Origin of the sequence: Companilactobacillus musae (assembly GCF_003967595.1) — a bacterium.
In the GTDB taxonomy this organism is placed as follows: domain Bacteria; phylum Bacillota; class Bacilli; order Lactobacillales; family Lactobacillaceae; genus Companilactobacillus; species Companilactobacillus musae.
The window spans coordinates 135,107-160,165 of the sequence record NZ_BIFW01000003.1 but is presented as its reverse complement, the minus strand read 5'-3'; the positions used below and the strand labels follow the sequence as shown (position 1 = coordinate 160,165).

Sequence of the window (25,059 nt, the reverse complement as noted above, 5' to 3'; positions counted from 1 at the left end):
TATTTAAAGAGAATACGTAGACAAAAAAAGGAGAGTTTTTGTATGAAGATCATGGCTATAAATGCAGGTAGTTCAACTTTGAAGTGGAAACTTTTTGAAATGCCTGAAAAAACAACAATTGCTTCCGGAATGATTGATCGCTTGGGAAGTCCTAAGTCGGTCTTTAAATTAAAGTATAACGGCAAAAAGATTGAACGAGAAGAAGCTATTAAAACCAATGATATTGCCGTTATGTCAGTTTTAGATGCTTTGAAAGATATGAATATTATTCAAAAATATGAAGATATCGTTGCCTTCGGTCATCGGGTAGTTGCTGGTGGCGAAGAGTTCAAGAAATCAGAAATTGTTACCGAACAAAATCTACATAAAATTGAAGCCTTAGCTGAATATGCACCATTACATAATAAAGTACAGGCTTATTACATCAATGTTTTCAGAAAACTAGTTCCAAGAGCTATTCAAGTGGCAGTTTTTGATACTTCCTTTTTCGTTGACATGCCTAAGGTAAATTATCTTTACAGTATTGATTTGGAAGATTACAAAAAATACCATGTTCGCCGTTATGGCGCCCATGGTACTAGTCATCGTTATATCGCACAGAGGTTGGATAAGATTGTAGATGGTGGCATTAAAGATAAAAATGTTATTGTTTTGCATTTGGGAAGTGGAGCTTCAATTAGTGCCATTAAGAATGGAAAGGCCTTTGATATTTCAATGGGCTTTACACCACTTGCAGGAATTATGATGAGTTCTAGAAGTGGAGATATTGACTTTTCAATTTTGCCATATCTAATGCGAAAATTAGGAATTACTGATATTTCAGATATGATCGATATTCTTAATCAAAAATCTGGTTTATTAGGAATTTCTGGTATTTCAGCTGATATGCGTGATATTGAAGCAAATGAAGATACTAATCAAAGAGCTAAGTTGGCTTTGGAAATGTATCGTAATCGTGTTATCAAGTTCATTGGTTCGTACATTGCTGAAATGGGAGGCGTTGATGTTATTGCCTTTACCGCTGGTGTTGGTGAAAATTCAGCCGAAGTACGTGAAGATATCCTTAGTGGACTTGAATTTATGGGCTTGAAAATTGATCATGAAAACAATCAAGTTCGTGGTAAGGAAATTAGGATTACCACTGACGATTCTAAGATTGCTGCATACACGATTCCAACTAATGAAGAGTTAATGATAGCTCAGGATACTTATAGTTTTGCCAAGGTTCTTGATGAATTTAAAAATTAAAAATAACTCCAAATATAAAGGTTACCGTTTCTGTCAAAGTAATCAGTAAAAGATTTTTGATAATCAAAGGGAAAGTTTTCTTCTTGATTGGATTCTTACTGAAAGCTTTGGCATTTTTGTAAACAATCGGCGTAATCAAAAGGGTCAATAACATCAATTTTGGCAAAAGACCTAAGATCACAGAACAAATTAAAGCCAGATAACCCAAGACATAAAGGGATTTTAAAATAAAAATCGAATTATCTTTGCCAAGATAATAAACTAAGGTTTTTCTTCCCAAGTCTAAGTCTTCTTTTTGATCAGCAATATTGTTAGCTAGCAGTAGATTAGAAATTGCAAAAACAGTTAAAAGTGATGAAAGCAAGGCGTCACCATAAAATTTGAAATCTAAAATAATACCAGGTGTATGGACAACATTGATATAAATAGCAGTCAAGTAAATGACATAACCCATAGTAAATCCGGAGAAAAATTCACCAAAAGGTCCACGGTTAATAGGCCATGGTCCGCCAGCGTAACAAAAGCCAACGGCAAATGAGAACAAGCCTAGATAAAGTAGTGGCCAACCGGTTCGTGAAACGATAAATAGTCCAATAATGGCGGCTATCAAAGTAAATGAGAAATCTAACCAACCAATTAAATGAATATTGAGATGGTTAACACCTATAACGTTGGTATCACGGCGAAAGCTTTCAACTCCGGTGGCATTCTTATAGTCCCAGTAGTTGTCATTGATATCGACGGCCATGTTAAAGAGAAACATAGCGACAAAGAAAAGAATCAAATCAAGGGCGTTAACAGAGTGCCAGTGATAATATGAATACAAAGTTCCCATTAAAAAAGGGAATACACTGGCCGTTTTGGCCTTGATTTCAACAAGTTCAAAAAATACAGATGGTTTCACAAAAATCAGTCCTTTGGATTTGATAGGTTCTATTATAGAATTATTTTAGAATACAACAAAGTGATACAGGGGTAAGAGATATTTTATGGCGAACTCAATTTGGAAAAGCTATCCTCAACTAGGGGAAAAGTTGGATTTGACGACAGATTATATTCATCAGATGGTGAAGATCAAGAATCTTGATATCAGCTCAATGATTATAGATTTAACTTCAGGTGGCAAAATGTTACGCCCGGCCTTTTTCTTGTTGTTTAGTGATTTTAGTGAGAACAAACAAGAAACGGAAAAATTGATTCCTTTGGCTGCATCATTAGAAATATTGCATGTTGCAACTTTGATTCATGATGATGTTATTGACGATTCGCCAATGCGAAGATCACAACCAACCATTCATACTAAATATGGTCGAAGAAATGCTATTTATGCTGGGGATTATTTATTTACTATTTATTTTGAATTGATTTCTAAGCATTTAAAAAATAATACTGATATATTACGAAACGCCTTGAGCATGAAGAGAATTTTGATTGGCGAATTAGACCAAATGCGAATAAATTATAATGTTCATGCTACTACTGATATGTATCTAAAAGAAATATCTGGAAAAACAGCAGAATTGTTTAGCCTCAGTGCCAATATGGGAGCCATCGTTAGTGGTGGAGATGAAATATTGGTCAATCGTTGTAAAGAAATCGGTCATGATATCGGAATGGCTTTTCAAATCATTGATGATATTCTCGATTTCAGTAATTCGGCTCAAACAGGCAAACCAGTGCATGAAGATCTGAAAAATGGTGTTTACTCATTACCCTATATTTTGGGCTTAGAAGATGGTAATCAAGAATTAATAACGGTTCTGTCTAAGGATGAGTTAACCTCAGATGACAGTAGTAAGGCCACAAATATTGTTATAGACGATGGTTATTTAAATCAGGCCAAAGATATTGCTCGAACATATACGCAACATGCACTAAGTGAGATTAGTAAATTACCATCTAACGCTAGTCGTAAGGTAATTACAACTGTAGTAAAAAAGTTAGTTAACAGGATTAAGTAATTGGAGAAAATATGAATATTGAAAAGAAAACAGAATTCATTAAAGATGTTAATGAATTGCTTCACGAATTAGATAAGTCAGTGACACAACAAAATGCTGTTAAAAGTGAAATTCAAAAGGCATATATTAGAATCAATAAGCCAGAAAAGGTAAATCAACAATATAATGAAATTTCAGATACGATTCGGGATATGAATTACGAGTTTCAACAAATAGCGTTGAGAAAACAATATCATTTCAGTAAAGAACAAAATGATTTGATTAATCAGTTAAAATCCAAGACCCGTGAATCATTTCTCCAAAGTGGTATCGGTACTATTAATGGGGCAGTGATGCATTAATAATGGGAGTTTGGTTCTTTTCAGTATAGTAAACTTGCCGTTTTGGTAATCTAGGCTTTATTAAGAAGCTAATTTTAAATCAAAATAATAAAAGAAGAGCAGTATCTATTTAGATACTGCTCTTCTTTTATCGTTATAACGGTTAAAATCCTTGATCCATGCGGTAAAGTTCTTGGAAATGCTGATTATTTTTATATAGATCTTTAGGTGAACCTTCCATTTCGATCTTTTCACTATTCATAAATACTACGTGATCAACATGATTAATGCCTTGTAGATGATGTGTGACCCAAATAATAGTTTTATCTTTTAGAACAGTGAAGAAAGTTTCTAAAAGATCATTTTCGGTAATGGGATCAAGTCCAACTGTTGGTTCATCCAACAAAACGACAGGAGCGTCTTGTAAAAGAATTCTTGCTAAAGCAATTCGCTCTTGTTCACCACCAGAAAATCGTGATCCATTTTCGCCAACAATAGTGTTGTACTTTTCAGGCAATGATTCAACTAGGTCCTTTAAACCAACCCTTTCAATTGCCTTTTTAACTTCTGCATCAGACTTACTTTCATTTCCCAATCGAACGTTATTCATTAGAGTTGTATTGAATAAAAATGGTTTCTGATTTAATACTGAAAATATTTTTTCACGATTCTCTTGAATTTGAGAAATATCCAAATCATTGACTCTAATTTGTCCTTGTTGAGGTGATAAATCACCAAGAATCAACTGTAGAATAGTAGTTTTTCCAATACCACTGGGACCTAATAGTGCTAATTTTTCGCCCTTTTTAATATTTTGCGTGAAGTTTTTGATTAGAATAGGAGAGTCCGAATCATATTCGAAGGTGATATTGTCAATTGAAATTGATTTAAAATCTTTGGGATTTAAATCTTTTTGAATCGGTAGATTATTTTGAATCGGTTTGATGGTGTTCAAACGAATAATTGAATCTTTATATTCGGGCCATTCTTCAAATCCTTGGCTGACAGGAATAATGGCGTCTGATAGTGGGAAAATGGCTAGAACAACTGCCGAAACAAAATTGGCTTGTTCTTGATTATGGGTCATAGTTAAATTTGTGAAAATCAAGAAGCAAACTACCATAGCTACGAATACTAGTTGCAAAATAAAATCTCGATTGCGTCTGAATGATTTAGATTTATTTTTTGATTTATCAAGATTTTGAATATTATTTGAGGCAAGATTTTTGAAATCATTCTTACGACCAGAAATAATCCAATCATCAACGCCCAGTACATTATCAGTCAATTGAACATAAAGGTCACTTTTAACTGACTTTTGGTAAGCACGACGAGCACTTTCAATTGAAACGGAAACCATTGGAACGATAAAAACCTCGATGAATAATAGTAGAAAAACAAAGAATCCAAACGAAGGATTAAAAATTCCAAGAGCAATTGAAGCAATGATTGTTAATAAATATGAAATAACTGCTGGGAAAATAGTTCTTAAATATAGATTTTGTAAGTGACTAATATCTTCTGATAAAAGTCCCATAATGTCACCAGTTTTATGATGTTCGGCTAAAAATGAGGCATCAGTTTCAAGTGTTTTATAGAGTCTAGTTCGTAGATCTGAAGTAACTCTTAAAACCCAGTTATGGCTCTTTAATCGTTCTACATACTTGAAGACCGGACGTCCAATACCAAAGGCTCTAGTTAACAAAATAGGGACGTAAATCAAGAGAATATTGACTGGATGGGTAGCGGCTTTATCAATGGTGTAACCAGAAGTAAACATTAAAGCAGCGGCACAAAAGGACGTGAATAGACCGAGAATTAAAGCCGTAATCAATAAGCCTTTGTATTGCTTGATATAGGGTTTGACCCAAGTATCATGTTTAAAAGTTTTAAAGAAGTTCATAGTTGATCACCTCGCATATTCTTAATTAATTGAGAGTAGGCACCATTATGATTACTTAAATTCTCAGGCGTACCTTGTTCAACTATTTGACCGTTATCCATAACGACGACGTAGTCCATTTCTTTAATCCAATGTAGACGATGTGTTGCAAAGATAACTAAATGATTTTTGAATAACTCTTCCATAGGTTTTTTGAGAGCATATTCTGTTTCAATATCTAAATGGGCTGTTGGTTCATCGAAAATTAAGATGTGACGATCATCAGCTAGAAAGGCCCGAGCTAACATGATTCTTTGTTGCTGACCACCAGATATTCCACGACCACCTTCACCGATTTTAGTTTGATAACCATCAGACAAAATATCTATGAAATCGTTTAAACCAGCTGCTGATGCAGCTTTTTTTATTTCTTTTATTGAAGCATCAGGTCGATAAAAAGCAATATTCTCAGCAATTGTACCCGCAAATAAGTATGGAGATTGTGGCAAGAAGGTTAACTTCTTTTGCCAATTGATTTGTTTAAAATTAGATACTTCTTGATGGTTAATTTTTATATCTGCTTGATCTGGGACCAGAAAACCACCGATAGATCTAATTAAAGTTGTTTTACCAGATCCGGATTTTCCTATAACGCCGATACGTTGATAGCCTGATAGCTTCAATTTATCTATGTCTAGACTAACAGCATTATTACCAGCGCCTTTATAAGTAAATTGAAGATTGTTTATTTCAATTTGAGAATCTTGTTTCCAAGAGAAGTCTTTAAGTTCATTTGCTTCACTTTTACTAGAACGTTCTAAAATTTCGAAAATAGAATTTAAGGCATTTTTGCCATTTAATGTAGCATGATAGTCATTTGAAAAATCACGGAGTGGTAAGAAATACTCAGGAGCTAGGATCAGTGTCACTAAGGCTGGGAAGAGAGGAAAACTATTATTGATTAGACCAAGACCTAAAAACACTGCCAAAATGGCAATACCGAGCGTTGTTAGCCAATCTAAGGCAAAGGTCGATAGAATGGCAATTCTTAAAGTATTCATTGTACGGCGACGATATTCGTCACTGACAGTATAAATATTTTTAGCGTAACGTTTGCTTAGACCTAGCATTTTAAGGGTAGGTAGTCCCCGAAGTGCATCTAAAAAGTGATTTGAAAGAATTGTGTATTGCTTGTATTGGGCATCTGCCTTTGATTGAGCTGCTAATCCTAAAATAATCATGAAAAGGATTACTAGAGGAACGATTATTGTCAAAGTAATACCTGATGCAACATTTTGTGTATAAATATAAATCAAAAGAACTGGTGGAATGATAGACATATTCATCAGTTTGGTAAAAATTAACTTAAAGTAATTTTCAACCAGATCAATTCCATCAAGAGAAGAGGTAACTAAATTACCAGTTCCTTCCTCAGAGATCATTTCAGGACCAGCCTGGTAAACTTTATCTAAAAGCATACTACGAATGTCTTCTGAGGTTTTACTAGCGTAGTTTTCTACTATTTTGGTATTGATCAAATTGAAGAGGTGCCTTAGCACAAAGGCAACCGCAAACAGAGCCATCGGATAGATGATGGTTTGTAAAGATTTTTGTTCCCATGAATTGACTAGTGCTTCTGCTAAATACTTACCTTGGAATAAAACAACAAATGCTTGCAAGAGAGTTAATCCTGCAAGCATTAGAAGAAGTTTTTTTGTTCCCGGTAAGCGAAATAAACGCTTATCGATCATTAGTATTTCACCGTATTCTCTCTTGGATTTATTCTCTTTGTGAATAGAGAGTATGACCAAATGAAGTAAATAGCTACAATTGGAACCAAGATGCAAGCCACAATCGTCATAATTGTAAGCGTGTAGTGTGAATTGGCGGCTTCTTTGATCAAAATACTGTGAGCTGGGTTAGTAGCAATCATGACACGTGGGAATAGTCCATTGAACAATAGAACGATGACCATACTTAGTGATAAACCACTACCAGCAAAGCTCCAGCCTTCTCTATCCTTTAGAACTCCATAGTAACCTAATAGTGAGAACAAAACAATTAGGACTGTGATGAACAATGAAGAACCGAATCTCTTGGTAAAGAAGTCCGTTTGTAAGAAAACAAGAACTGCGAAAATAACTTCACCAACAAATAAAATTGGATATAAAATCTTGTTTAATTTACGAGCACGATCACGAAGCGGACCTTCGATTCTTAATCTGATGAAATTCAAACCGTGGACGAGTGATAGTAAAGTGCCTGCAACACCACCGACGATTGAAAGTAAGTTAACAACGTTGAAGAAAGTTGGGAAGGCGTTACCTTGAGCGTCCATTGGAATACCTTGGACCATACTCAAAAGAATCATACATAGGAAAAATGGAGGCATGATACTTCCAATAAAGAAAGTCCACATCCACATATTTTTGCCAGCCTTTGTTTCGGCATGTTTGTGGAATTCAAAAGAAACACCACGTAAAATCAGACCTACTAGAACTAGCAAGAAGAGGATATAGTAACCAGAGAACAATGAGGCATACCAAAGTGGCAAGGAAGCAAACATTGCACCACCAGCGGTAACTAACCATGTTTCATTACCGTCCCAGTGAGGACCGATAGTAGACATGATAGCAGTTCTTTCTTGATCATCTTTGGCTAGGAAACGAGTAGACATTCCGACACCAAAATCAAATCCTTCAAGAAAGAGGAAGATAGAAAATAGAAGACCAATTAAGATAAACCATAATGTACTGAGTGTCATTTTCCAAAGGCCTCCTTTGCAAATGGATCAACATTTTGTTTAGAATCAGCCTCTTCGTAGTATGGGCCATGGTGAAGTGTTTGTCTGCAATACCAAACCATAACGCCACCTAAGAACAAGAAGAGTAGGAAGTAAACGATGTTACTGAATAATAGACTGGCAACTGTTGAAGTTGGAGATACAGCTTGAGCAATTGTGAATAGTCCATAAACAATCCATGGATAACGACCAAATTCAGTAATGAACCAACCAGCGGAATTACCAATAAATGGAACCCAGATACAAAGTCCTAAAACAACTAGCATCCACTTGTGGTTCTCAATTGTATCTTTCTTCTTACGAGAGAAGATCAATCCGACTAAAGCAACCAACATAATCAAGGCATCAATACCTGTCATAACTCTAAAACTCCAGAATAGAGTCTTAGGTGGAACGTAGTAATTCATGTCCTTGCCAAATTGCTTGTCGTATTTAGCATGTAGTTCTTTGTTAATGGTATCCATACCCTTAACAGAACCACTTAATTTGTGGTAAGCCAAGATACTTAAAACACCTGGAACTTCGATTTGACCACTAGCCTTATGATCTTTGGCATTGATCATTTCAACTACAGTCCAAGGAGCAGGATCTTTAGTATCTTTATAAATACCTTCAGTAGCAGCAAATTTCATAGGTTGATCTTTGATAATTTGTTGTGTTTGAAGATCACCTGCACCAGCAGATAGAATAGCGAAAATTAAACTTGCCCAAAGGCCAAAACGTAGTGAAGTTTTGAAGAAATGATTTTCTTCTTTCTTCTTACGCAAAAGCCCCCAAGCACTAATACCAGCAATAACAACGGCAGCAGTCATAAAAGCAGCCAAGATAACATGTGGAAAGACTTTCCATAGTTGAGGATTAGCTACGACAGCACCGAAGTCTGTCAATTGAATACGACCAGTAGTGCTATTGATCTTGAAACCAGTAGGATGTTGCATAAAACTATTGGCAGCTAAGATCCAAATAGCAGAAAGCATTGTACCAATTGAAGTCATCCAAATCATAAAAGCGTGCACACCGGGTCTGAAACGATCCCAAGTGAACATCCAAATACCGATGAAGACTGATTCAATAAAGAATGCCAATAAAGCTTCAATAGCCAATGGAGCACCGAATACATCACCCATGAAACGTGAGTATTCAGACCAATTCATACCGAATTGGAATTCTTGAATAATACCCGTAACGATACCAACAGCAAAACTTAGAAGAAAAATCTTTCCCCAGAACTTTGCCATATCTAAGTAAACTTTGTCTTTTTTAACAGCGTAAATGGTTTCCATGATAGCGACTAGAAAGCCCATCCCAATGGAAAATGGGACAAAGAAAAAATGGAAAACAGTTGTCATAGCAAACTGAAAACGTGCTAATGAGACAATGCTTAAACCAACATTTAGCATGGTTAATAACCTCCTTAAAACATTAATATAAATCCTTATTACATATACAAATTTATCATATGATTAATTAAACTGTTAAGCAACAAATAGCACTTGTGAAAAAATCGTTTCCATCGTTGGTCTAATCGCTTTAGAAGGGCAATGAAAGGACTTTTAAAAATGCATTAAATTAAAAAATAATAAATTTATATACTAAACTTCTATATTTAAAATATACCCCTTTAAAAAATATCTGCTTATCATTATTGGCAAATATTTTTTACAAAAAGAAAGGGGTTTCTAAATTAAATGAGTTGAACAAAATAAGTTTATTTGTATAAAAAAAGCCCTTTGTAGCAACCATTTTTAATGGTCACTACAGAGAGCTTTCTTATTGTTTGGAGATTTTTTATCTCACTTTGTATTAATGACGACTGCTACGACTTCTAGTTTCACCAAAATTATTTTGACGTGGAGCTTCTAATTGTCTTTGATTATTTTGATTCATAGACTGTTGATTAGTTTGATTGCCATAATTTGGTTGATTGAAGTTTTGATTGTTAGCAGCATAATTTTGGTTTTGATTGTAATTTGGATCGAACTGACCTTGACCATTATTATTACCATATTGATTTTGATACTGATTGTTGGTCTGAGGTTGTTGGAAATTACCTTGAACTTGATTTTGGTTCATAGGTTGATTTTGATACTGATTCTGATTGTAATTATTGTTAGAACGGTTATTAGGAATCTGTTGGTTTTGATTATAACGATTATTATTGAAATTTCCCTGTTGACCCGGCATCTGTTGTTGGTTCATTTGATTTTGAGCCATATTGGGATGAAATTGTTGATTCATAGGTCGCTGATCATAGGATCCTTGTTGATATTGGTTAGGGTTTTGAATGGGTTGATTGTACCCTTGGTTTCCCTGATTATTTTGATAAGGATCATATCCATAGTTAGGTTGATTAAAATTGTTTGGTTGATTAAATTGCTGTGATTGTTGTTGATCATAAAACTGGTTAGGTTGGTTTTGATTGTTGAATTGATTATTATCGTATGGATTTTCTTCAGGTTCCTCATCAGAAACAGGATGAAGAATCATATCAACAATGACAATTATTAAATCAATGGCACCGATAATAATACCAACCCAAGCCCAAATCTTTAAGAAACCAGCGCCAGGCATGTTGGCGTTAAATAATCCCATTAAACCGCCAAGAATTAAAATGACAAAACCGACAATATCAGGAACGATACTGTACGTACGATTTGTCAAAATATAAATAGCAGCAGAAATAATATAAGTGATGGCCATTAAAATTCCGGCAGCACCACCGATAGCACCGGTTCCTACCAAAGCGGCTATAAAACCTTCAAAGCCAGCCTTGATCATTAAAACAATTGATAGTATAAGCAATAAAATTCCGGCAGAAATTTTTGTTATTCTTACCATAATAAACCTCCAATTTTACTCACAAATACTATTGTATATCAATCCTTTATAAAATGGTTAATAGGACCATATTTATGACCTACAGCAATTTCATGTTTAATAGCATTGTAAGTAAATGTTTTAGCAATTTTGATGGCATCTTCCATACTTTGACCTTTGGCAATTTCCGCCACAATACATGATGAAAGTGTATCACCAGTACCATTAATGTGATCAGTTTTGACATATGGTTCAGAGATCCAGAATGATTGTCCATCTTCTAGTAGAACGTAGTCTTCGACTTCATTAATAGAGTCGTCACTATGTTCACCCTTTATCATAATATTTTTTGGTCCCAATTTGCGTAATTTATGTGCAGCCTTAATAATTTCTTCTTTATTTTTTAATTCCAGACCAGATAATTTCTTTGCTTCATAAAAGTTAGGAGTGATCAAATCGGCAAGAGGGAACAATTTGTCGATCAAAGTTTGGTACGCTTCAGATTCAAGAAGCATAGCACCATGTTTAGTTATAATAACAGGATCAAGGACGAATGTGCCAAAAGGTTTGTCTTTAATAGCATCAGCTACGGTATTGATAATTTCGGAATCAGAAAGCATACCTGTTTTAAAAGCAGAGACCTTGAAATCATCCTTAATATCTTTGATTTGGTTTTGGATAAAACTAGCTGGCATATTAACACTATCGTGTATTCCATAAGAATTACCAGCAACGGCAGCGGTTAGAACGGACATTCCGTATACACCACAAGCCATAAATGTCTTTAGATCAGCTTGAGCACCAGCACTTCCGTCAGAGTCAGAGCCAGCAATAGTTAAAACTTGAGTAAATTCATTCAATATAGTCACCCACCTAATAATTGTTAACCCTTATCTTAACAGTAATACTAGAAAATGTCGGCAGTTTTTTATGTAAATTACTTGACCTTGACGTAACGTAAACCCTTAGAATTTGTTTTGTTGGGAGAATTATTTATGAAATATACAATTAAAAAATTAGCCGAACTAGCCGGTGTTAGTACACGTACATTGAGGTACTATGATCAAATAGATTTGTTGAAACCAGACGAAATAAATAGTAGTAATTACAGAATTTATACTGAAAAAAATGTAAATAAATTGCAGCAAATCATGTTTTATCGAGCTCTAGGATTTTCGTTAAAGAAAATTAAACAGTTGATGAATGATCCCAATTTTTCGGAGATAGAAGCTTTAAATGAGCAAAGAAAACTACTTTTGGCAAGGCAAGCGCAAATAAATAATCTTTTAACTAATTTGGAAAATACTATTAAAGATTACCAAGGAGTAACCAATATGACAGATTCAGAAAAGTTTCAAGCTTTTAAAGAAAATCAAATCAAAAATAATGAGCAGCAATATGGAGCTGAAATTAGAAATAAGTATGGAGAAGATAATGTGGATCAAGTAAATACAAAATATGGTCAACTTGAAGAACAAGAATTTAAACAAATGACGAATTTAGAAAAGCAAATGATATTTGACTTAGTGGAGTTAAAAAAGAATCCAGATTTGAAATCATCATTAGCTGAAAAGATTTATCAAGAACATAGAGATTGGTTAAAATACATGTGGCCTAAATATAATAAACAAGCTCATCGTGGTTTAGTCGATATGTATATAAACGATGACCGTTTTACTAAGTATTATGATCAAAAAGCACAAGTGCCAGTTGTAAAACTTCTTCATGATGTGATATACCAATATACAAAATAATTAGAAGGTGAAATTATGGAGGAATGGTTTGTTAGAGATAATGTAAAGTTACGATTGGTAGACCCAGATGATGCAGCCAGTTTATACGAGCAGATTGAAAAAACGCGTTCGCAATTGGCAAAGTTCATGCCATGGGGAGAATCAACTCAGTCTGTTGAAGATGAAAGAGATTTTTTAGAGTATTGTCAAAGTAGGATGCAAGAAAAGAAACTATGGAATGCTAGTATTTTGATTGATAATAAACCAGTTGGAATGATTGATCTCCATAATATTGATCTAGATAACATGCACGCTGAAATTGGTTATTGGCTAGGTAAGGATTATCAAGGTAACGGCGTTATGACTGATAGTTTAAAAAAAGTTTTGCAAGTTGGATTCGAGCAATTAAACCTTCATAAGATAAAATTAATGGCAGAAGTGATTAATACTGCTAGTAATGATGTGGCTACAAATGTTGACTTTAAACTAGAAGGTCAATTAAAAGACGAAATTTATTCTAATGGAGCCTTTCATGATGCAAATCTCTATGGAATAGTAAAATAGTTCTCAGGCTCGTTAAATTTTAGATTCTAGTTATAAAAGCAAAATCAGCATCTATTAAGAGATATATAAAATACACTTAAATCTCTTAATAGACGCTGATTTTTTAGTATTACAGTTTTATTCAATAAAATTAGGATTTTTTTCAATTAAATCACGATAGAAATTAGCCATAGTCAATTTATAGTAAGGATAGATCCAAATAAAACCAATTCCTAAGGTAATAGCTCCAAGAATCCACCAACCGATAAAACTTAGTTGTAGGACAAAGTAACGCCATTTATTACCCATCATCAATTGCTGACTTTTATTGATATAAGTCGTGAGAGAATAGTTATCAGTTAAACCACGGTCATTAAAATCTTTATAAATAAAGTATGTTTGTGAATAAGCAATCGATTTAACTATTCCTGGGATGATTAAAAGTAATGCCCAAAGGAATGTAAAGATGCTAATAAGGACATAAATAATAATTAACTGCCACCAATCAGGGCTTCTGAAATAGGTGAAGTTACTTTTCCAAGGACTAAAGTCAAGTTCAGGATCTTCCAACCAATCTAAGCCACGGAAAGTAACTGAGAGAGTGACAAGTAAGAAAACTAAACTTAGGATGAAACTAATCAAACCAAAAGAAGAAGCCACCTTAGTAAAGTGGGTTATATCAAAATTAGTAATGCTGTATCTAATATCTATATCTGGAGAAAATTTGTCATATTCGTTAGAGAACCAAAAAATAATCATTGGAATCAAATAAAGTAAAATAGCTTTTGACCAATTACCTCTTAAAAGATTTTTGACCTCATTTTTGAGTTCTAGTCTTGTACGATAATTTTTCATAATTATCTCCCCCTTTCATTTAATAAGAATACACGATTACGGTGATATTAGATAATTATTGCTTTTATTTTGTTTACGAATTATCTTTAAATATAATAGATAATGTAGACCTTTAAAAAGGAGAAGATTTTATGATTGGATTTATTGGTGCTGGTAGTATTGGTGGAGCCGTTATAACGGGTATGGTCAAAAATGGCTATGATGCTAAAAATATTATTGTTAAAGGTGGTCACTCTAATCGCACTAAACTTTTGTGCGATCAATTAGGCTTCCAAATGGTAAAAAAGGTTAAACAATTAGAAGAAACGGATGTAATCTTTATTGCTGTAGGTGCTAATGCACTTGATAGTGTTTTGAAAGAGTTAAAGGAAATTGCAGCAGATAAGTTGATTGTTGCCTTTACGGGTGGAGCTTCGATAACTCATCTGAAACAATTTTTAGGTGATGTTAAAGTTGCACATGCTATTCCAAATACACCGGTAAAGGTTGGAGCAGGTTTTACAGGAATAGCTTATTCTAATAACTTTACTGACGAAGATAAGAAGAAGATTGAATCTGTTTTAGGATATACCGGACAAGTTGTTGAGGTTCCTGAAAATCAATTGGGTATTTTGGGAACTGTTGCTGGTTGTTCACCTGCATTCTTAGATCTTTTCATAGAAGCTTTGAGTGATGCTGGTGTTAAACATGGATTGAATAGAAAATTGGCTTATGATGCTGCTATCGGTATGGCAATTGGTGCAAGTAAGCTAGCCAAGCAATCAGAAATGAATGTTTCTGCTTTAAAAGATGAGGTTACTTCACCAGGTGGTTCGACAATTCGTGGTGTAGCTGCCTTGGAAGAGTACGGTTTTAGAAATGCAGTTATTAAGGCTGTCGATGCTGCCGAAAATAAATAATTAAATAAGATTAAAATACTTTATAATTGGTAATAAATACTTCTATCAGTTATAAAGTATTTTTTTGTTCTTTGAGATGTAATCGGTTAGAATTAAGAAAAATTGGATAAAGGGGAAAGAACTTTGCAAAGACGTAAAGCTTATCGCACCGCAATTTTAGGGGTACTTATTGCTATTATTTTTGTACAATCAATGGTTCCTTTTTTAGGATATATTCCTACAGGGTTCATTAATATTACTATTATTCATATTACAGTTATTGTGGCGGCAATTGTTTTAGGACCAAAAGATGGAGCAATCGTTGGATTGGTATGGGGGATCGGAACGATTATTCGTGCATTTACAAGTCCTACTTCAATTATAGATACGACTGTGTTTACTAATCCCGTTGTGGCAATTTTGCCAAGAGTAATTGTTGGTTTGATTGCTGGTTGGATTTATTTATGGTTCAAAAAGAATACTAATAAAAAGGTTTTAGGGATGGCCATTGCCTCTGCTTTTGGATCACTGACAAATACAGTTTTAGTCTTAGGACTGATGCGTGTGATGTATTCTAGTGCTATGGCACAGGCCTATGCTACTCAAACTGATTTATTGAATAAATTACTCTTAGTTATTATTGGAACAAATGGAATACCAGAGATGATTGCAGCGATTGTATTAGCACCAGCCATTTCCACGGCAATTTTAAAGACTAATAAATTTTTAGACAATTAGGAATTTTTGTATCAACTAATGAGAAACTTCAACATATTTTCTGAAAATTAGGTATTCTATATTAATGGGAGTGTGATTTCGATGCAAAAAACATTAATCATCAATGCTGGTAGCTCATCATTAAAGTGGCAATTATTTGAAATGCCATCTGAAAATGTCTTAGCTAGCGGTTTAGTAGAACGTATTAGTATGCCGGGCTCAATTTTTACAATTAAGTATGGTGATCATCAAAAATTTGAAACAACAGTTGATAATCTAGATCAGGCTGATGCAGCAAAAATGGTTTTTGATGAATTGCAAAAGTTAGAAATAATACAAGATCTTTCCGAAATAACAGCTGTAGCTCATAGAGTCGTTGCTGGCGGTCAAGTATTCAAGTCAGCTGTTGAAGTGACACCAGAAGTATTAGAACAAATAAAGAACTTGAGTAACTTCGCACCATTACACAATCCAATGGAAGCACAAGGAATTGAAACAATGGCAAAGACGTTGCCTGGTGTGAAGCAATATGCTGTCTTTGATAGCCAATTCTTTACAGATCTTCCTGAAATGAATGCTATTTATAGCTTGCCTTATGAATTGACTAAAAAATATCAAATTCGTCGTTACGGTGAACATGGTATTTCTCATGGCTACTTAACAAGTCGAGCAGCTGAGTTACTCGATATGCCAAAGAGTAAGATTGATTTGGTAACAATGCATTTGGGTAGTGGAGCATCATTAGCAGCAGTTAAGGATGGCAAGGCTTTTGATACTTCAATGGGATTCACTCCTTTGACAGGGGTAACAATGGGAACAAGATCAGGAGATATTGATCCCGCAGTTGTTCCTTACCTAATGAAAGAACTAAAAATAACTGATCCTAATGAAATTATGATGATGCTCAATCAGAAATCTGGTTTATTAGGTGTTTCCGGAATTTCGCCGGATATGCGTGAAATCAAAGCTCAAGAACAAACTAACCCACAGGCTAAATTAGCAGTCGACATTTTTGTAAATCGAATTATTAAATATGCAGGTAGTTATTTGACGGAATTGCATGGTGCTGATGCTTTGGTATTTGCCGGTGGTATTGGTGAACATAATGTTCAATTACGTCAACAGATCATTGATGAATTAGCTATTTTTAATGTTAAATTGGATTCAAAGTTAAATGAAGCTGGTCAAGAAGGATTGATCAGTAGTTCTGATTCAGCAATTAAGGTATTGTTGATACCAACTGATGAAGAGTTAGCAATGGTTAGACAAGTTGCAAAATTACAAAAATAGACTATTAGTTTGATATTGAAATTTTATTAAATCTACTAAAAAGGCCTCCCTTAAAGTCATTAGGGAGGCTTTTTATGTTTTAGTTAACTTTTTTGAATGAATCTCTTTTTGAATATCAAATAACCAGATAATAGTAATGTCATAATTGAAATTGCCCAACCGATTTTAGCAACAGTTGTCATCTTATACTCAACAGAAATTCTTCCAGAATGGAATGATTTTGGTAAGGTTGCAGCAACTAGTCCGTTTTTAACTTCAGTTGGAACAATAACTTCTTTGCCATTTGAATTGAGAGATACTTGATATCCTTTGTAATAAAGGCGTGGTAACATTATAGTTCTGTTTTTAGTGTTGTTATCAATTTTTACTGTAACAACGTTATGATCGTTATGAACAACTTTAAAGCCCTCAGACTTTGCGATTGATTTAGTAGTGACTTGAAAATTATTGGCGGTCATATATTTCATAAAATCTTCAGGTTCATATTCACCCATGCTGACACTTAAAGGAGTAATGGGTCCCTTGCGATTGGCGACAAATGCAAGATTTGATTTAATTGGGAAAGAGATCGTTATAACTGCGATAACGATTAAAAAGACTGCGGTTACTGGAATCTTTAGTTTACCAGTATGAGTAATTATTTGTCCTAATGCATTAGCGACAACAAATGTTAACAGTGGCAAAATTATTACGTCAACACGAGAAATAACTTGTAATAAAACTAAAGGTTTAAATATTTTTACGGCAAGTTTTAATAGGTCAGTTGAAAGTAATAAAGAACTATAAAGCACGATGATGATGAAAGCTTGGGGAATAAGGTTATCAGAGAAATGAAATCCCTTTGCTTTGATCAAATAGAATATAAGTGATGCTAATAAAAGAATAACTAGAAAAGTACCATTAACAGGTAAAAATTGTTGAGTATCAAAAATAGAATTTTTCTTCAACATGGCATTAACAATAATTCCATATTGGCCATCAGCTGTTTTAGAAGTATCAATATATTTTTGGGCAGTGTATTGTTGGATAAATGAGAAAAGAAAAACACTTGTTAAGCCAAGAAATAATAAGCCAGATTTAACAAAAGAAATGAATATCTTTTTGTTTTTGAAAACTGGGATAATGTTCATAATAAAAATTATTAAAACAGTTCCTAAGGTGATTAAAAATGACAAGATATGAGAAACAAACAATAAACCTAAGGATATCGAAAGCATGGGCCAATAATTCGTATGCCCCTTTACTAATTTAAAAGTACTTAGTAATATCCAGGGAATTAATGCAAAGGCAATTAGTTCACCTGCGGCGGCTCGCATATAGATAACACCATAGAAGTAATAGGAACTAAGGTAAATTGGTGCAGATACAATTGTAGCCCAAGCATTATTGAATAATTTGTTAACAACAAAATTAATTGAGAAGATATTTAAAGCAGCAAATACAAAAAGAAATAGTAGATAAGAATGATAACTGCTTAATCCTAAGGCGTTGACAATGGCAAAGGGATAAAGTAGAAAATTCCCATAGAAGAATCCCACACCGTATCCTAACTTATCAAGATACTCAAAACCGATAGGATTAGGAAAATGACCGTGAGAGATGTTCGATGCTAATGTACTTATACGAGCCATATGGAAACCAGGATCGTAACCACCAACAACTCCACCTTTTAGGATAGGATAAGTTAAAATTACAAAAATAAGAATATCAGAAATAGCTAAAAAAACTTTTTCTTTATTTTTCAAAGTAGTCCCCTTTATAAATAAAATGACTATCTTAGTATAAATTAAGATAGTCAAAGTAGAAATGCTTTTATTTAACTTTTTGAGCTAGTCGTTCTTTGTGGGAAGTAATAATTTTATCAGCAATTGCACGAGCAACATTTTCATTTTTTAAAATTGGTCCGTGTGAATAACTTCCAATAACGTTCTTGTAACGCATACCTTCTTGTTTTTCATCAGGATTATTACCGTAACCTTCAATCATCTTTCCAAATGGTTTCAGCATAGTTTTATCATCGAAATAGGTTCTACCACTATGGTTTTCAAAGGCTTTAACGGTTCCCCATTCTGTTTCGTACTCGGTGTCACCAATCATTCTGCTGTCAGCTTTAAAGATGGTGTGTAGTGGCAAAACGTCAAGACATTGAATAGTTTGACCACCACTAGTTTCGTAATATTTACCTAAGAATTGATAGCCACCGCAGATACAAAGCATTGGTTTGTCGGCTTCAATGTAATCTTTAATAGTTTGTCGATGTCTTTGTAGGTCAGTAGCAACGACAGATTGCTCAAAGTCTTGGCCACCGCCAAAGAATAAGAAGTCATAGTCAAAAGCATTGAACTTCATATCCAAACTGATGTTGTCGACTTGAGTTTCGTAACCTTTTTCTTTAAGAAGAAAGCTGAGGATCTTAACATCGCCACTATCTCCGTAAGTGTTCATCAAATCTTCGTACAAATAAGCAATTTTTATAGTATCTGTCATGATTTTTCTCCAATACAAGTAGGAACATGTAATATAGTTAGATAATGAGGTGATTTAATTGACAAAAGAAATCAATAAAGAGATTTTAGCAGATTTTCGCAAGAACTTAAATCAAGATGCAACTAATAATGTGTTAAAAAATTCAGTAGCACAAGTTGGTATCTATAAGGCTTCAGAAAATCCCGAAGCTAAAACATTATTAAATCCATCGTTCAATATAACGGTAGATACAGGAAAAGTCTCTAATCAAAAGCATTCTGGACGTTGTTGGTTGTTCGCTGCTTTAAATACATTAAGAACTGAATTTGCTTTAAAAAACAATTTGAAAGATTTTGAACTATCTCAAAACTATTTATCATTTTATGATCGTTTAGAAAAATCCAATCATTTTTATCAGGCTGTAATTGCTACAGCAGATCTTCCAATCGATGACCGTAAAGTTAATAATATTTTCAGTAGTCCTAATGGTGACGGTGGTTTTTGGAGATATGCGGCTAATTTAATTGAAAAGTATGGAGTAGTTCCTAGTTATGTCATGCCAGAAACGGCGGCATCTGATAATACAACTGAATTCAATGATGTCTTAGGAAAATTATTGCGCAAGAACGGAATTGAATTACGTCATTTGGTTCAAGAGGGTCTTTCTGAAAAAAAAATTAATCAAAGAGTTGAAGAAATGCTCAGTGAAGTTTACCGCTTATGTGTTTATTCATTTGGTTTGCCACCTAAGAAATTTGAACTTTCTTTGCAAAATGATAATGGTAAGTTGATAGAAGAGAATAGTATTACTCCGAAGGAATTCTTGAAGAGATATTTTACGATGGATTTGAACGATTATGCGATAATCGAAAATTCTCCTCAAAAGAGTAAAAGATACCACCAAGTTTATACAATCGAGGGAACTGGTAATGTTGTCGGCGGTGCAGTCGATAAATTCTTGAATTTGCCAATCGATCGATTGAAGGAACTAAGTGTTGAACAGTTAAAGGGTAACGACACAATTTGGTTTGGCAATGATGTTTCAGAAGAATCAGATCGTAAGAAGGGTTATTTATTAGGTGATCTTTATCAATATGACCAATTATTTGGTATCGACTCTCAAGTGGAAAAGGGGTTGCGCTTGGACTACAAACAAGCAGCAGTTTCTCATGCAATGACAATTACTGGGGTTAATTTAGTTAACGGGGAGCCAAATCGTTGGAAGGTTGAAAATTCCTGGGGTCAGGCTAATGGTGAAAATGGCTACTTTATGATGGACCAAAAGTGGTTTGAAGATTATGTTTATGAAGTAATTATTAATAAGAAATATCTTACTAATCAAGAATTGAATGAATATGATCAAGAGCCAGTAGTTTTGCCTGCTTGGGATTCTTTATCATAGTATAAAAAAATAACAGCATATATTAAGAGTTCGTGGTATGAACTTTCTTAATATGTGCTGTATTTTTATTGTGGCATAGCAGGTTTTCCGTAAAGATATCCTTGTTGAATATCAATACCAAATTTTTGGGCGAGAAGTTGATCTTTGCAATCCTCAACACCTTCAAGTACGACATCAAGACAATACTTTTTAGCCTGTTGAACCCAAAATGATAAGTAATCCGGAATCTTTTCAGCATGACCTTCCATACGAAGGTTTTGCATGGCAAATTTGATTTTATCTACGTAAGGCAATGAATGTTTGATATTATCAAAGGTATTAGAACCAGTACCAACATCATCGATAACTAAAGAAATATCGTACTGATGGAGTAAAAGACTGAATTCCTTAATTTTATCCAAAGGCATTGCCTCGGTTAATTCAATCGTCAATTCAGCAGGACTGATACGTTTTTTTAGGGCAATGATTTCCCCTAGAGTATAAGGATCATTAGCTTGTTGTCTATTTAAGTTGAATGATAAGGCCTTATTTTCCCCGACGTGATTCCTAATTGATTTGGCAGTCTTCTCAACTAACTTAACCTGATCCTCAATTGAAAGTTCAGTGAAATCCTTTGGTAAATGCCAAGCACCGTTATCTTCTTTACGTAAAAGAACCTCGTAACCAAAGATAGAGTTGTTACTTTTATCTATTTGCGGTTGAACAAAAAAACTATAACTCGTATGTCTTTCCCCCTTGTCTACAGTTGTTCACTATTAGAGTATTCTAAGACATTTTGAAGCTTATATCAATAAATATATAGTTTTGTGATAAGTGAAATTATAATAAAATATATAAGCATAACGCCGTTATAAATATTTTTTGATAAAAGACTTGCTAGCGACCTAAGGTAATAAGCTATAAATAGAATCAAGGAGGTGAAATCTATGTCAGAATATACTACTGGTGAATTGGCAAAAATGTTTCAGATCTCTATTAGAACTTTACAATTTTATGATAAAAAAGAACTTCTTGAGCCAAGTCATATTTATGATAATGGTAAGAGAATTTACTCTGAAAAAGATGTTAGTCGATTAAAATTGATTTTATTATTAAAAAATTTGGGTCTTTCATTGAAGGCAATCAAGGAAATTCTCAAAAGTGATAATTCAATGGAAGTTTTAGATTTACTGTTAGAACAACAATTGAAAGCAACTAAGTTACAGATCAAGAATTCTAAAAATCAAATAAAGATGATTGAAAATATTAAGCATAATTTGCCACAAATAAATCAAATTTCATTAAGAACGATTGATGACATAGATAATATCATGAATAATAAAAAAGCCTTGAGAAAAGTACATATGAAAATGGTTATTACTGGTTTATTAATGGATGTGGCTGAAATTGGAAGTCTAGTTTGGGGAATTAAGAAGAACCAATGGGTGCCATTTATAATAATAATGTTAATGGCAATTATTTTTGCTATTTGGATTTCTAAGTATTATTTCAACAAAGTTAATTACATATGTCCAAATTGTAATTATGAATTTAGACCAACATTTAAAGCAGCTTTTTTCAGTAATCATAACCCTAGAACTCGTAAACTAGTTTGTCCTAACTGTGGTCAAAAAAATTATTGCGTTGAAGTTTATGCCGAAAAATCTAATCTCAAATCAATCTAAGAATGTTATATAATGTTGTCATTACGAGAGGAATGTTTTGATGGATACTGTGGTAAAGAAAGAACAGAAAAAAGTTGAAATTTCTTCAGCTGAATGGCAAATTATGAGAATAGTTTGGACTCTAAATGATGTTACAAGTTCCGAGATTATAAATCTTATGCAAAAGAAGCAGACCTGGTCTGATTCAACAATTAAGACCTTGATAACACGTCTAACTAAAAAGAGATTTCTTAGCCGAGAAAAAGAGAATGGCAGATATATTTATTCGGCAACTGTAGAAGAACAGGCGACAATGAATGAGTATGCTAATGGTTTATTTAGTAACTTTTGTGCTCATAAGTCGGGATCAGTTTTAAATGAATTGATTGATTCGATGGAAATAAGTCGTTCGGATATTGAGATTTTACAAAATACTTTAAATGAAAAGATTAAAACGGCTCCTGAACGTGTTAAATGTGACTGTCTACCAGATGGTTGTTCAGATATGTGTTAAAATTAAGTTCCTTGGCAGGGGCGACAAAAAGCGGGATTTGATTCCCGAGCAATAAAAAATCTCTATGCGGTGACCATCAAAGGTGGTTACTACATGGAGACTTTTTTCTTTTATAGGCTTGTTTTCATGACAAGATCCTTATGTAATCGACCAATCAAATGGAATTTTTTACTGGCAACAGATTTGAAGCCAAATTGATTATAAAAATGAATGATTGGTTGATTGTGTTCCCAAACGCTACTCCAAACAGTATGTTTATGAAACTTCTTGGCTTGATCAAAAGCAAAATTAATTAATTTACTTTCTAAGCCAATGTATTCAAATTTTTGAAGAAGATAAATTCGGTCGATTTCCAGAGCATCAACGCCCATATCCTGAGATTGAGCATGATTAAGATTGAGCTTTAAATAACCAGCCAATTTATGATTATAGTAAATAAAGTAAAAATGAGAATCCGGATTAATCATTTCTACGGCTAATTGACCATAATTAAAATTCTTTTTAGTGTAGCCTGATAAATCGCCACGTTCACTACGAAAAGAATCATTGAATGTTTCGATACTGAGCTTTTTTAGTAAAGGTAGGTCGGAATAGTCAACTTCATTAATACTGATAGGTAATAAATTAAATTTCATATTAAGCACTTCCTTTTAAAATTTCATAAGCATATCTAGGTGAGGGATGTTGTCTTCCAGATAAACATCAGAAATAGCTTTGAAGCCAAATTGAGAATAAAATTTTTGTAAATAAGCTTGAGCTTGTATTTGAATTGGTTTATTAGGGAATCTTTGCTTGATTTCGTCAATCGTAGCGGCAACGATTTTTTCACCTAAACCAGCTTTACGATACTCTTTGACAACTAAGACACGACCAAAAGTAATGTGATCGCCCTTATCAATAATTCTAGTGTAAGCTTTTAAAACTCCATTTTCGAGTAGACGAACATGCAAATCGTTATAGTCATCTTCGTCGACTTCTTGGTAAGGACAGTTCTGTTCAACAACGAAGACTCCAACACGAGCCTTTAAAATGTCGATTAATTCCTGAGTAGTTAGATCGTCAGTGCGTTTTACATCAATCATAAGATACCTCCAAGTAAGTGAATTATTGGTGAATATCATATAGCTAAATTGTTGTAAATACAACAATAATTTTAAGGAGCTTCATTAACTCGACATTGAATTAAGTTACACAATAATATAGGATAAAAGAGTGTGAAACATGTGTTTCACGAGTGGAGGTATGTTAATGAAACCGGAAGAATTTTTTGAAGCTTTGGCTAAACAGGGCATCGAGTTGAGTTCAACTCAAAAAGAACAATTTGCAACTTATTTTCACGAATTAGTTGAAACTAATAAGGTCATGAATTTAACTTCTATTACTGAAGAAGATCAAGTTTATTTGAAACATTTTTATGATTCAATTGTTTTAGGATTCGTTGATAATAAATTATTGCATGATGAACTGACACTTTGTGATGTTGGTTCAGGAGCAGGATTCCCATCATTGCCATTGAAAATCATCAACCCCAAGTTAAAGATTACAATCGTTGATTCATTGAATAAGCGAATCAAATTCTTGGAAACTTTGGTCGAAAAATTAGGTTTAGATAATGTTAATTTAGTTCATGGACGTGCTGAGGAAGTTGGCAAGAATAGTCAATTCCGTGAATCTTTTGATGTTGTCACAGCTCGTGCAGTTGCAGCAATGAATGTTTTGACAGAATTTTGTTTACCTTTAGTTAAGGTTGGCGGACAATTCGTTGCTATGAAATCAGAAAAAGCACCTGAAGAAGTCAAAACAGCACAATATGCTATTAAAACTTTAGGTGGAGAAATCAAACAACAAGAGTCAATTGAATTACCAAATGATGCCGGAATCCGTAATTTTATTTTTGTAAGTAAAATTTCTAACACACCTAAAAAATATCCTCGTAAACCAGGTACACCTGCCAAAAAACCACTTGTGAAATAATTACTAGGTATTA

The 25,059-nt window shown here is 33.8% G+C and carries 24 protein-coding genes and 1 pseudogene; 12 read left to right on the top strand and 13 right to left on the bottom strand.

Annotation, left to right across the window (positions count from 1 at the left end; translation table 11 throughout):
• Window positions 1-42 precede the first annotated feature (42 nt).
• Window positions 43-1,248, top strand: coding sequence for an acetate/propionate family kinase (locus LAB100_RS06415; RefSeq protein ID WP_119325366.1), 1,206 nt, complete (start codon window positions 43-45; stop codon window positions 1,246-1,248).
• Here LAB100_RS06415 and LAB100_RS06410 read toward each other — a convergent pair.
• Window positions 1,238-2,152, bottom strand: coding sequence for a 1,4-dihydroxy-2-naphthoate polyprenyltransferase (locus LAB100_RS06410; protein WP_119325367.1), 915 nt, complete (start codon window positions 2,150-2,152; stop codon window positions 1,238-1,240). The two genes, LAB100_RS06415 and LAB100_RS06410, sit on opposite strands and share 11 nt — an antisense overlap.
• 85 nt (window positions 2,153-2,237) lie before the next feature.
• Here LAB100_RS06410 and LAB100_RS06405 point away from each other — a divergent pair, with 85 nt between their 5' ends.
• Window positions 2,238-3,209: a polyprenyl synthetase family protein gene (locus LAB100_RS06405; RefSeq protein ID WP_119325368.1), complete on the top strand. Its 972-nt coding sequence runs from the start codon at window positions 2,238-2,240 to the stop codon at window positions 3,207-3,209.
• An 11-nt stretch (window positions 3,210-3,220) separates the two neighbouring features.
• On the top strand, window positions 3,221-3,550 hold the full coding sequence (locus LAB100_RS06400) for a hypothetical protein (RefSeq protein WP_119325369.1): 330 nt from the start codon (window positions 3,221-3,223) through the stop codon (window positions 3,548-3,550).
• A 142-nt stretch (window positions 3,551-3,692) separates the two neighbouring features.
• On the opposite strand, the gene cydC is transcribed toward LAB100_RS06400, so the two are convergent.
• The 6 genes from cydC to thiD all read right to left on the bottom strand — a co-directional run bounded on the left by cydC (window position 3,693) and on the right by thiD (window position 11,894).
• The gene (cydC, locus tag LAB100_RS06395; RefSeq protein ID WP_119325370.1) at window positions 3,693-5,432 is read right to left on the bottom strand and encodes a thiol reductant ABC exporter subunit CydC; all 1,740 of its coding nucleotides are present in this window, start codon (window positions 5,430-5,432) and stop codon (window positions 3,693-3,695) included.
• The gene (gene cydD, locus LAB100_RS06390; protein ID WP_119325371.1) at window positions 5,429-7,162 is read right to left on the bottom strand and encodes a thiol reductant ABC exporter subunit CydD; all 1,734 of its coding nucleotides are present in this window, start codon (window positions 7,160-7,162) and stop codon (window positions 5,429-5,431) included. Before cydD ends, cydC begins: the two co-directional genes overlap by 4 nt.
• Window positions 7,162-8,175, bottom strand: a complete 1,014-nt coding sequence (gene cydB / locus LAB100_RS06385) for a cytochrome d ubiquinol oxidase subunit II (protein WP_119325372.1) — start codon at window positions 8,173-8,175, stop codon at window positions 7,162-7,164. The genes cydD and cydB overlap by 1 nt, the downstream gene beginning before the upstream one ends.
• On the bottom strand, window positions 8,172-9,614 hold the full coding sequence (locus LAB100_RS06380; protein WP_119325373.1) for a cytochrome ubiquinol oxidase subunit I: 1,443 nt from the start codon (window positions 9,612-9,614) through the stop codon (window positions 8,172-8,174). The genes cydB and LAB100_RS06380 overlap by 4 nt, the downstream gene beginning before the upstream one ends.
• Before the next feature lie 403 nt (window positions 9,615-10,017).
• Window positions 10,018-11,052, bottom strand: coding sequence for a hypothetical protein (locus tag LAB100_RS06375; RefSeq protein WP_119325374.1), 1,035 nt, complete (start codon window positions 11,050-11,052; stop codon window positions 10,018-10,020).
• Window positions 11,053-11,090: 38 nt separating this feature from the next.
• Window positions 11,091-11,894 carry a bifunctional hydroxymethylpyrimidine kinase/phosphomethylpyrimidine kinase gene (gene thiD, locus LAB100_RS06370; protein ID WP_162894166.1) on the bottom strand — a complete coding sequence of 268 codons (804 nt, stop codon included), beginning with the start codon at window positions 11,892-11,894 and terminating at the stop codon, window positions 11,091-11,093.
• 132 nt (window positions 11,895-12,026) lie between these two features.
• Here thiD and LAB100_RS06365 point away from each other — a divergent pair, with 132 nt between their 5' ends.
• Window positions 12,027-12,785: a MerR family transcriptional regulator gene (locus LAB100_RS06365; RefSeq protein WP_119325376.1), complete on the top strand. Its 759-nt coding sequence runs from the start codon at window positions 12,027-12,029 to the stop codon at window positions 12,783-12,785.
• Between the two features lie 15 nt (window positions 12,786-12,800).
• Window positions 12,801-13,328: a GNAT family N-acetyltransferase gene (locus tag LAB100_RS06360; protein WP_119325377.1), complete on the top strand. Its 528-nt coding sequence runs from the start codon at window positions 12,801-12,803 to the stop codon at window positions 13,326-13,328.
• 117 nt (window positions 13,329-13,445) lie between these two features.
• Here LAB100_RS06360 and LAB100_RS06355 read toward each other — a convergent pair whose 3' ends face one another.
• Window positions 13,446-14,162, bottom strand: coding sequence for a DUF975 family protein (locus LAB100_RS06355; protein ID WP_119325378.1), 717 nt, complete (start codon window positions 14,160-14,162; stop codon window positions 13,446-13,448).
• Window positions 14,163-14,293: 131 nt separating this feature from the next.
• On the opposite strand from LAB100_RS06355, the gene proC reads away from it, so the two are divergent.
• From proC to LAB100_RS06340, 3 genes are all read left to right on the top strand, one after another.
• The gene (gene proC, locus LAB100_RS06350; protein ID WP_119325379.1) at window positions 14,294-15,061 is read left to right on the top strand and encodes a pyrroline-5-carboxylate reductase; all 768 of its coding nucleotides are present in this window, start codon (window positions 14,294-14,296) and stop codon (window positions 15,059-15,061) included.
• Between the two features lie 123 nt (window positions 15,062-15,184).
• Window positions 15,185-15,778, top strand: a complete 594-nt coding sequence (locus tag LAB100_RS06345; protein ID WP_119325380.1) for an ECF transporter S component — start codon at window positions 15,185-15,187, stop codon at window positions 15,776-15,778.
• 81 nt (window positions 15,779-15,859) lie between these two features.
• Complete coding sequence (locus tag LAB100_RS06340) at window positions 15,860-17,047, top strand: acetate/propionate family kinase (protein ID WP_119325381.1); 1,188 nt, start codon at window positions 15,860-15,862, stop codon at window positions 17,045-17,047.
• Between the two features lie 83 nt (window positions 17,048-17,130).
• Here LAB100_RS06340 and LAB100_RS06335 read toward each other — a convergent pair whose 3' ends face one another.
• Together LAB100_RS06335 and LAB100_RS06330 are read right to left on the bottom strand one after the other, a co-directional pair.
• Entirely contained in the window at window positions 17,131-18,792 is a 1,662-nt protein-coding gene (locus LAB100_RS06335; RefSeq protein WP_119325382.1) for a putative glycosyltransferase family protein, read from the bottom strand.
• A gap of 67 nt (window positions 18,793-18,859) precedes the next feature.
• Window positions 18,860-19,534 (bottom strand): type 1 glutamine amidotransferase, encoded by a 675-nt coding sequence (locus LAB100_RS06330; protein ID WP_119325383.1) that lies wholly within the window; start codon window positions 19,532-19,534, stop codon window positions 18,860-18,862.
• A gap of 58 nt (window positions 19,535-19,592) precedes the next feature.
• Between LAB100_RS06330 and LAB100_RS06325 the strand changes: the two genes are divergently transcribed.
• Window positions 19,593-20,915, top strand: a complete 1,323-nt coding sequence (locus tag LAB100_RS06325; RefSeq protein WP_119325384.1) for a C1 family peptidase — start codon at window positions 19,593-19,595, stop codon at window positions 20,913-20,915.
• Window positions 20,916-20,980: 65 nt separating this feature from the next.
• Here LAB100_RS06325 and LAB100_RS06320 read toward each other — a convergent pair.
• Window positions 20,981-21,613, bottom strand: a pseudogene (locus tag LAB100_RS06320) (EAL domain-containing protein); the annotation flags it as partial.
• A 228-nt stretch (window positions 21,614-21,841) separates the two neighbouring features.
• Between LAB100_RS06320 and LAB100_RS06315 the strand changes: the two are divergent.
• Entirely contained in the window at window positions 21,842-22,579 is a 738-nt protein-coding gene (locus tag LAB100_RS06315; protein ID WP_119325386.1) for a MerR family transcriptional regulator, read from the top strand.
• 40 nt (window positions 22,580-22,619) lie between these two features.
• Entirely contained in the window at window positions 22,620-23,072 is a 453-nt protein-coding gene (locus tag LAB100_RS06310; protein ID WP_119325387.1) for a CopY/TcrY family copper transport repressor, read from the top strand.
• 110 nt (window positions 23,073-23,182) lie between these two features.
• Here the strand turns inward: LAB100_RS06310 and LAB100_RS06305 are convergent, their stop codons facing one another.
• Together LAB100_RS06305 and LAB100_RS06300 are read right to left on the bottom strand one after the other, a co-directional pair.
• Window positions 23,183-23,707, bottom strand: a complete 525-nt coding sequence (locus tag LAB100_RS06305; protein ID WP_119325388.1) for a GNAT family N-acetyltransferase — start codon at window positions 23,705-23,707, stop codon at window positions 23,183-23,185.
• A gap of 15 nt (window positions 23,708-23,722) precedes the next feature.
• Window positions 23,723-24,154 (bottom strand): GNAT family N-acetyltransferase, encoded by a 432-nt coding sequence (locus LAB100_RS06300; RefSeq protein ID WP_119325389.1) that lies wholly within the window; start codon window positions 24,152-24,154, stop codon window positions 23,723-23,725.
• 166 nt (window positions 24,155-24,320) lie between these two features.
• On the opposite strand from LAB100_RS06300, the gene rsmG reads away from it, so the two are divergent.
• Window positions 24,321-25,046 (top strand): 16S rRNA (guanine(527)-N(7))-methyltransferase RsmG, encoded by a 726-nt coding sequence (gene rsmG, locus LAB100_RS06295; protein WP_119325390.1) that lies wholly within the window; start codon window positions 24,321-24,323, stop codon window positions 25,044-25,046.
• Window positions 25,047-25,059 lie beyond the last annotated feature (13 nt).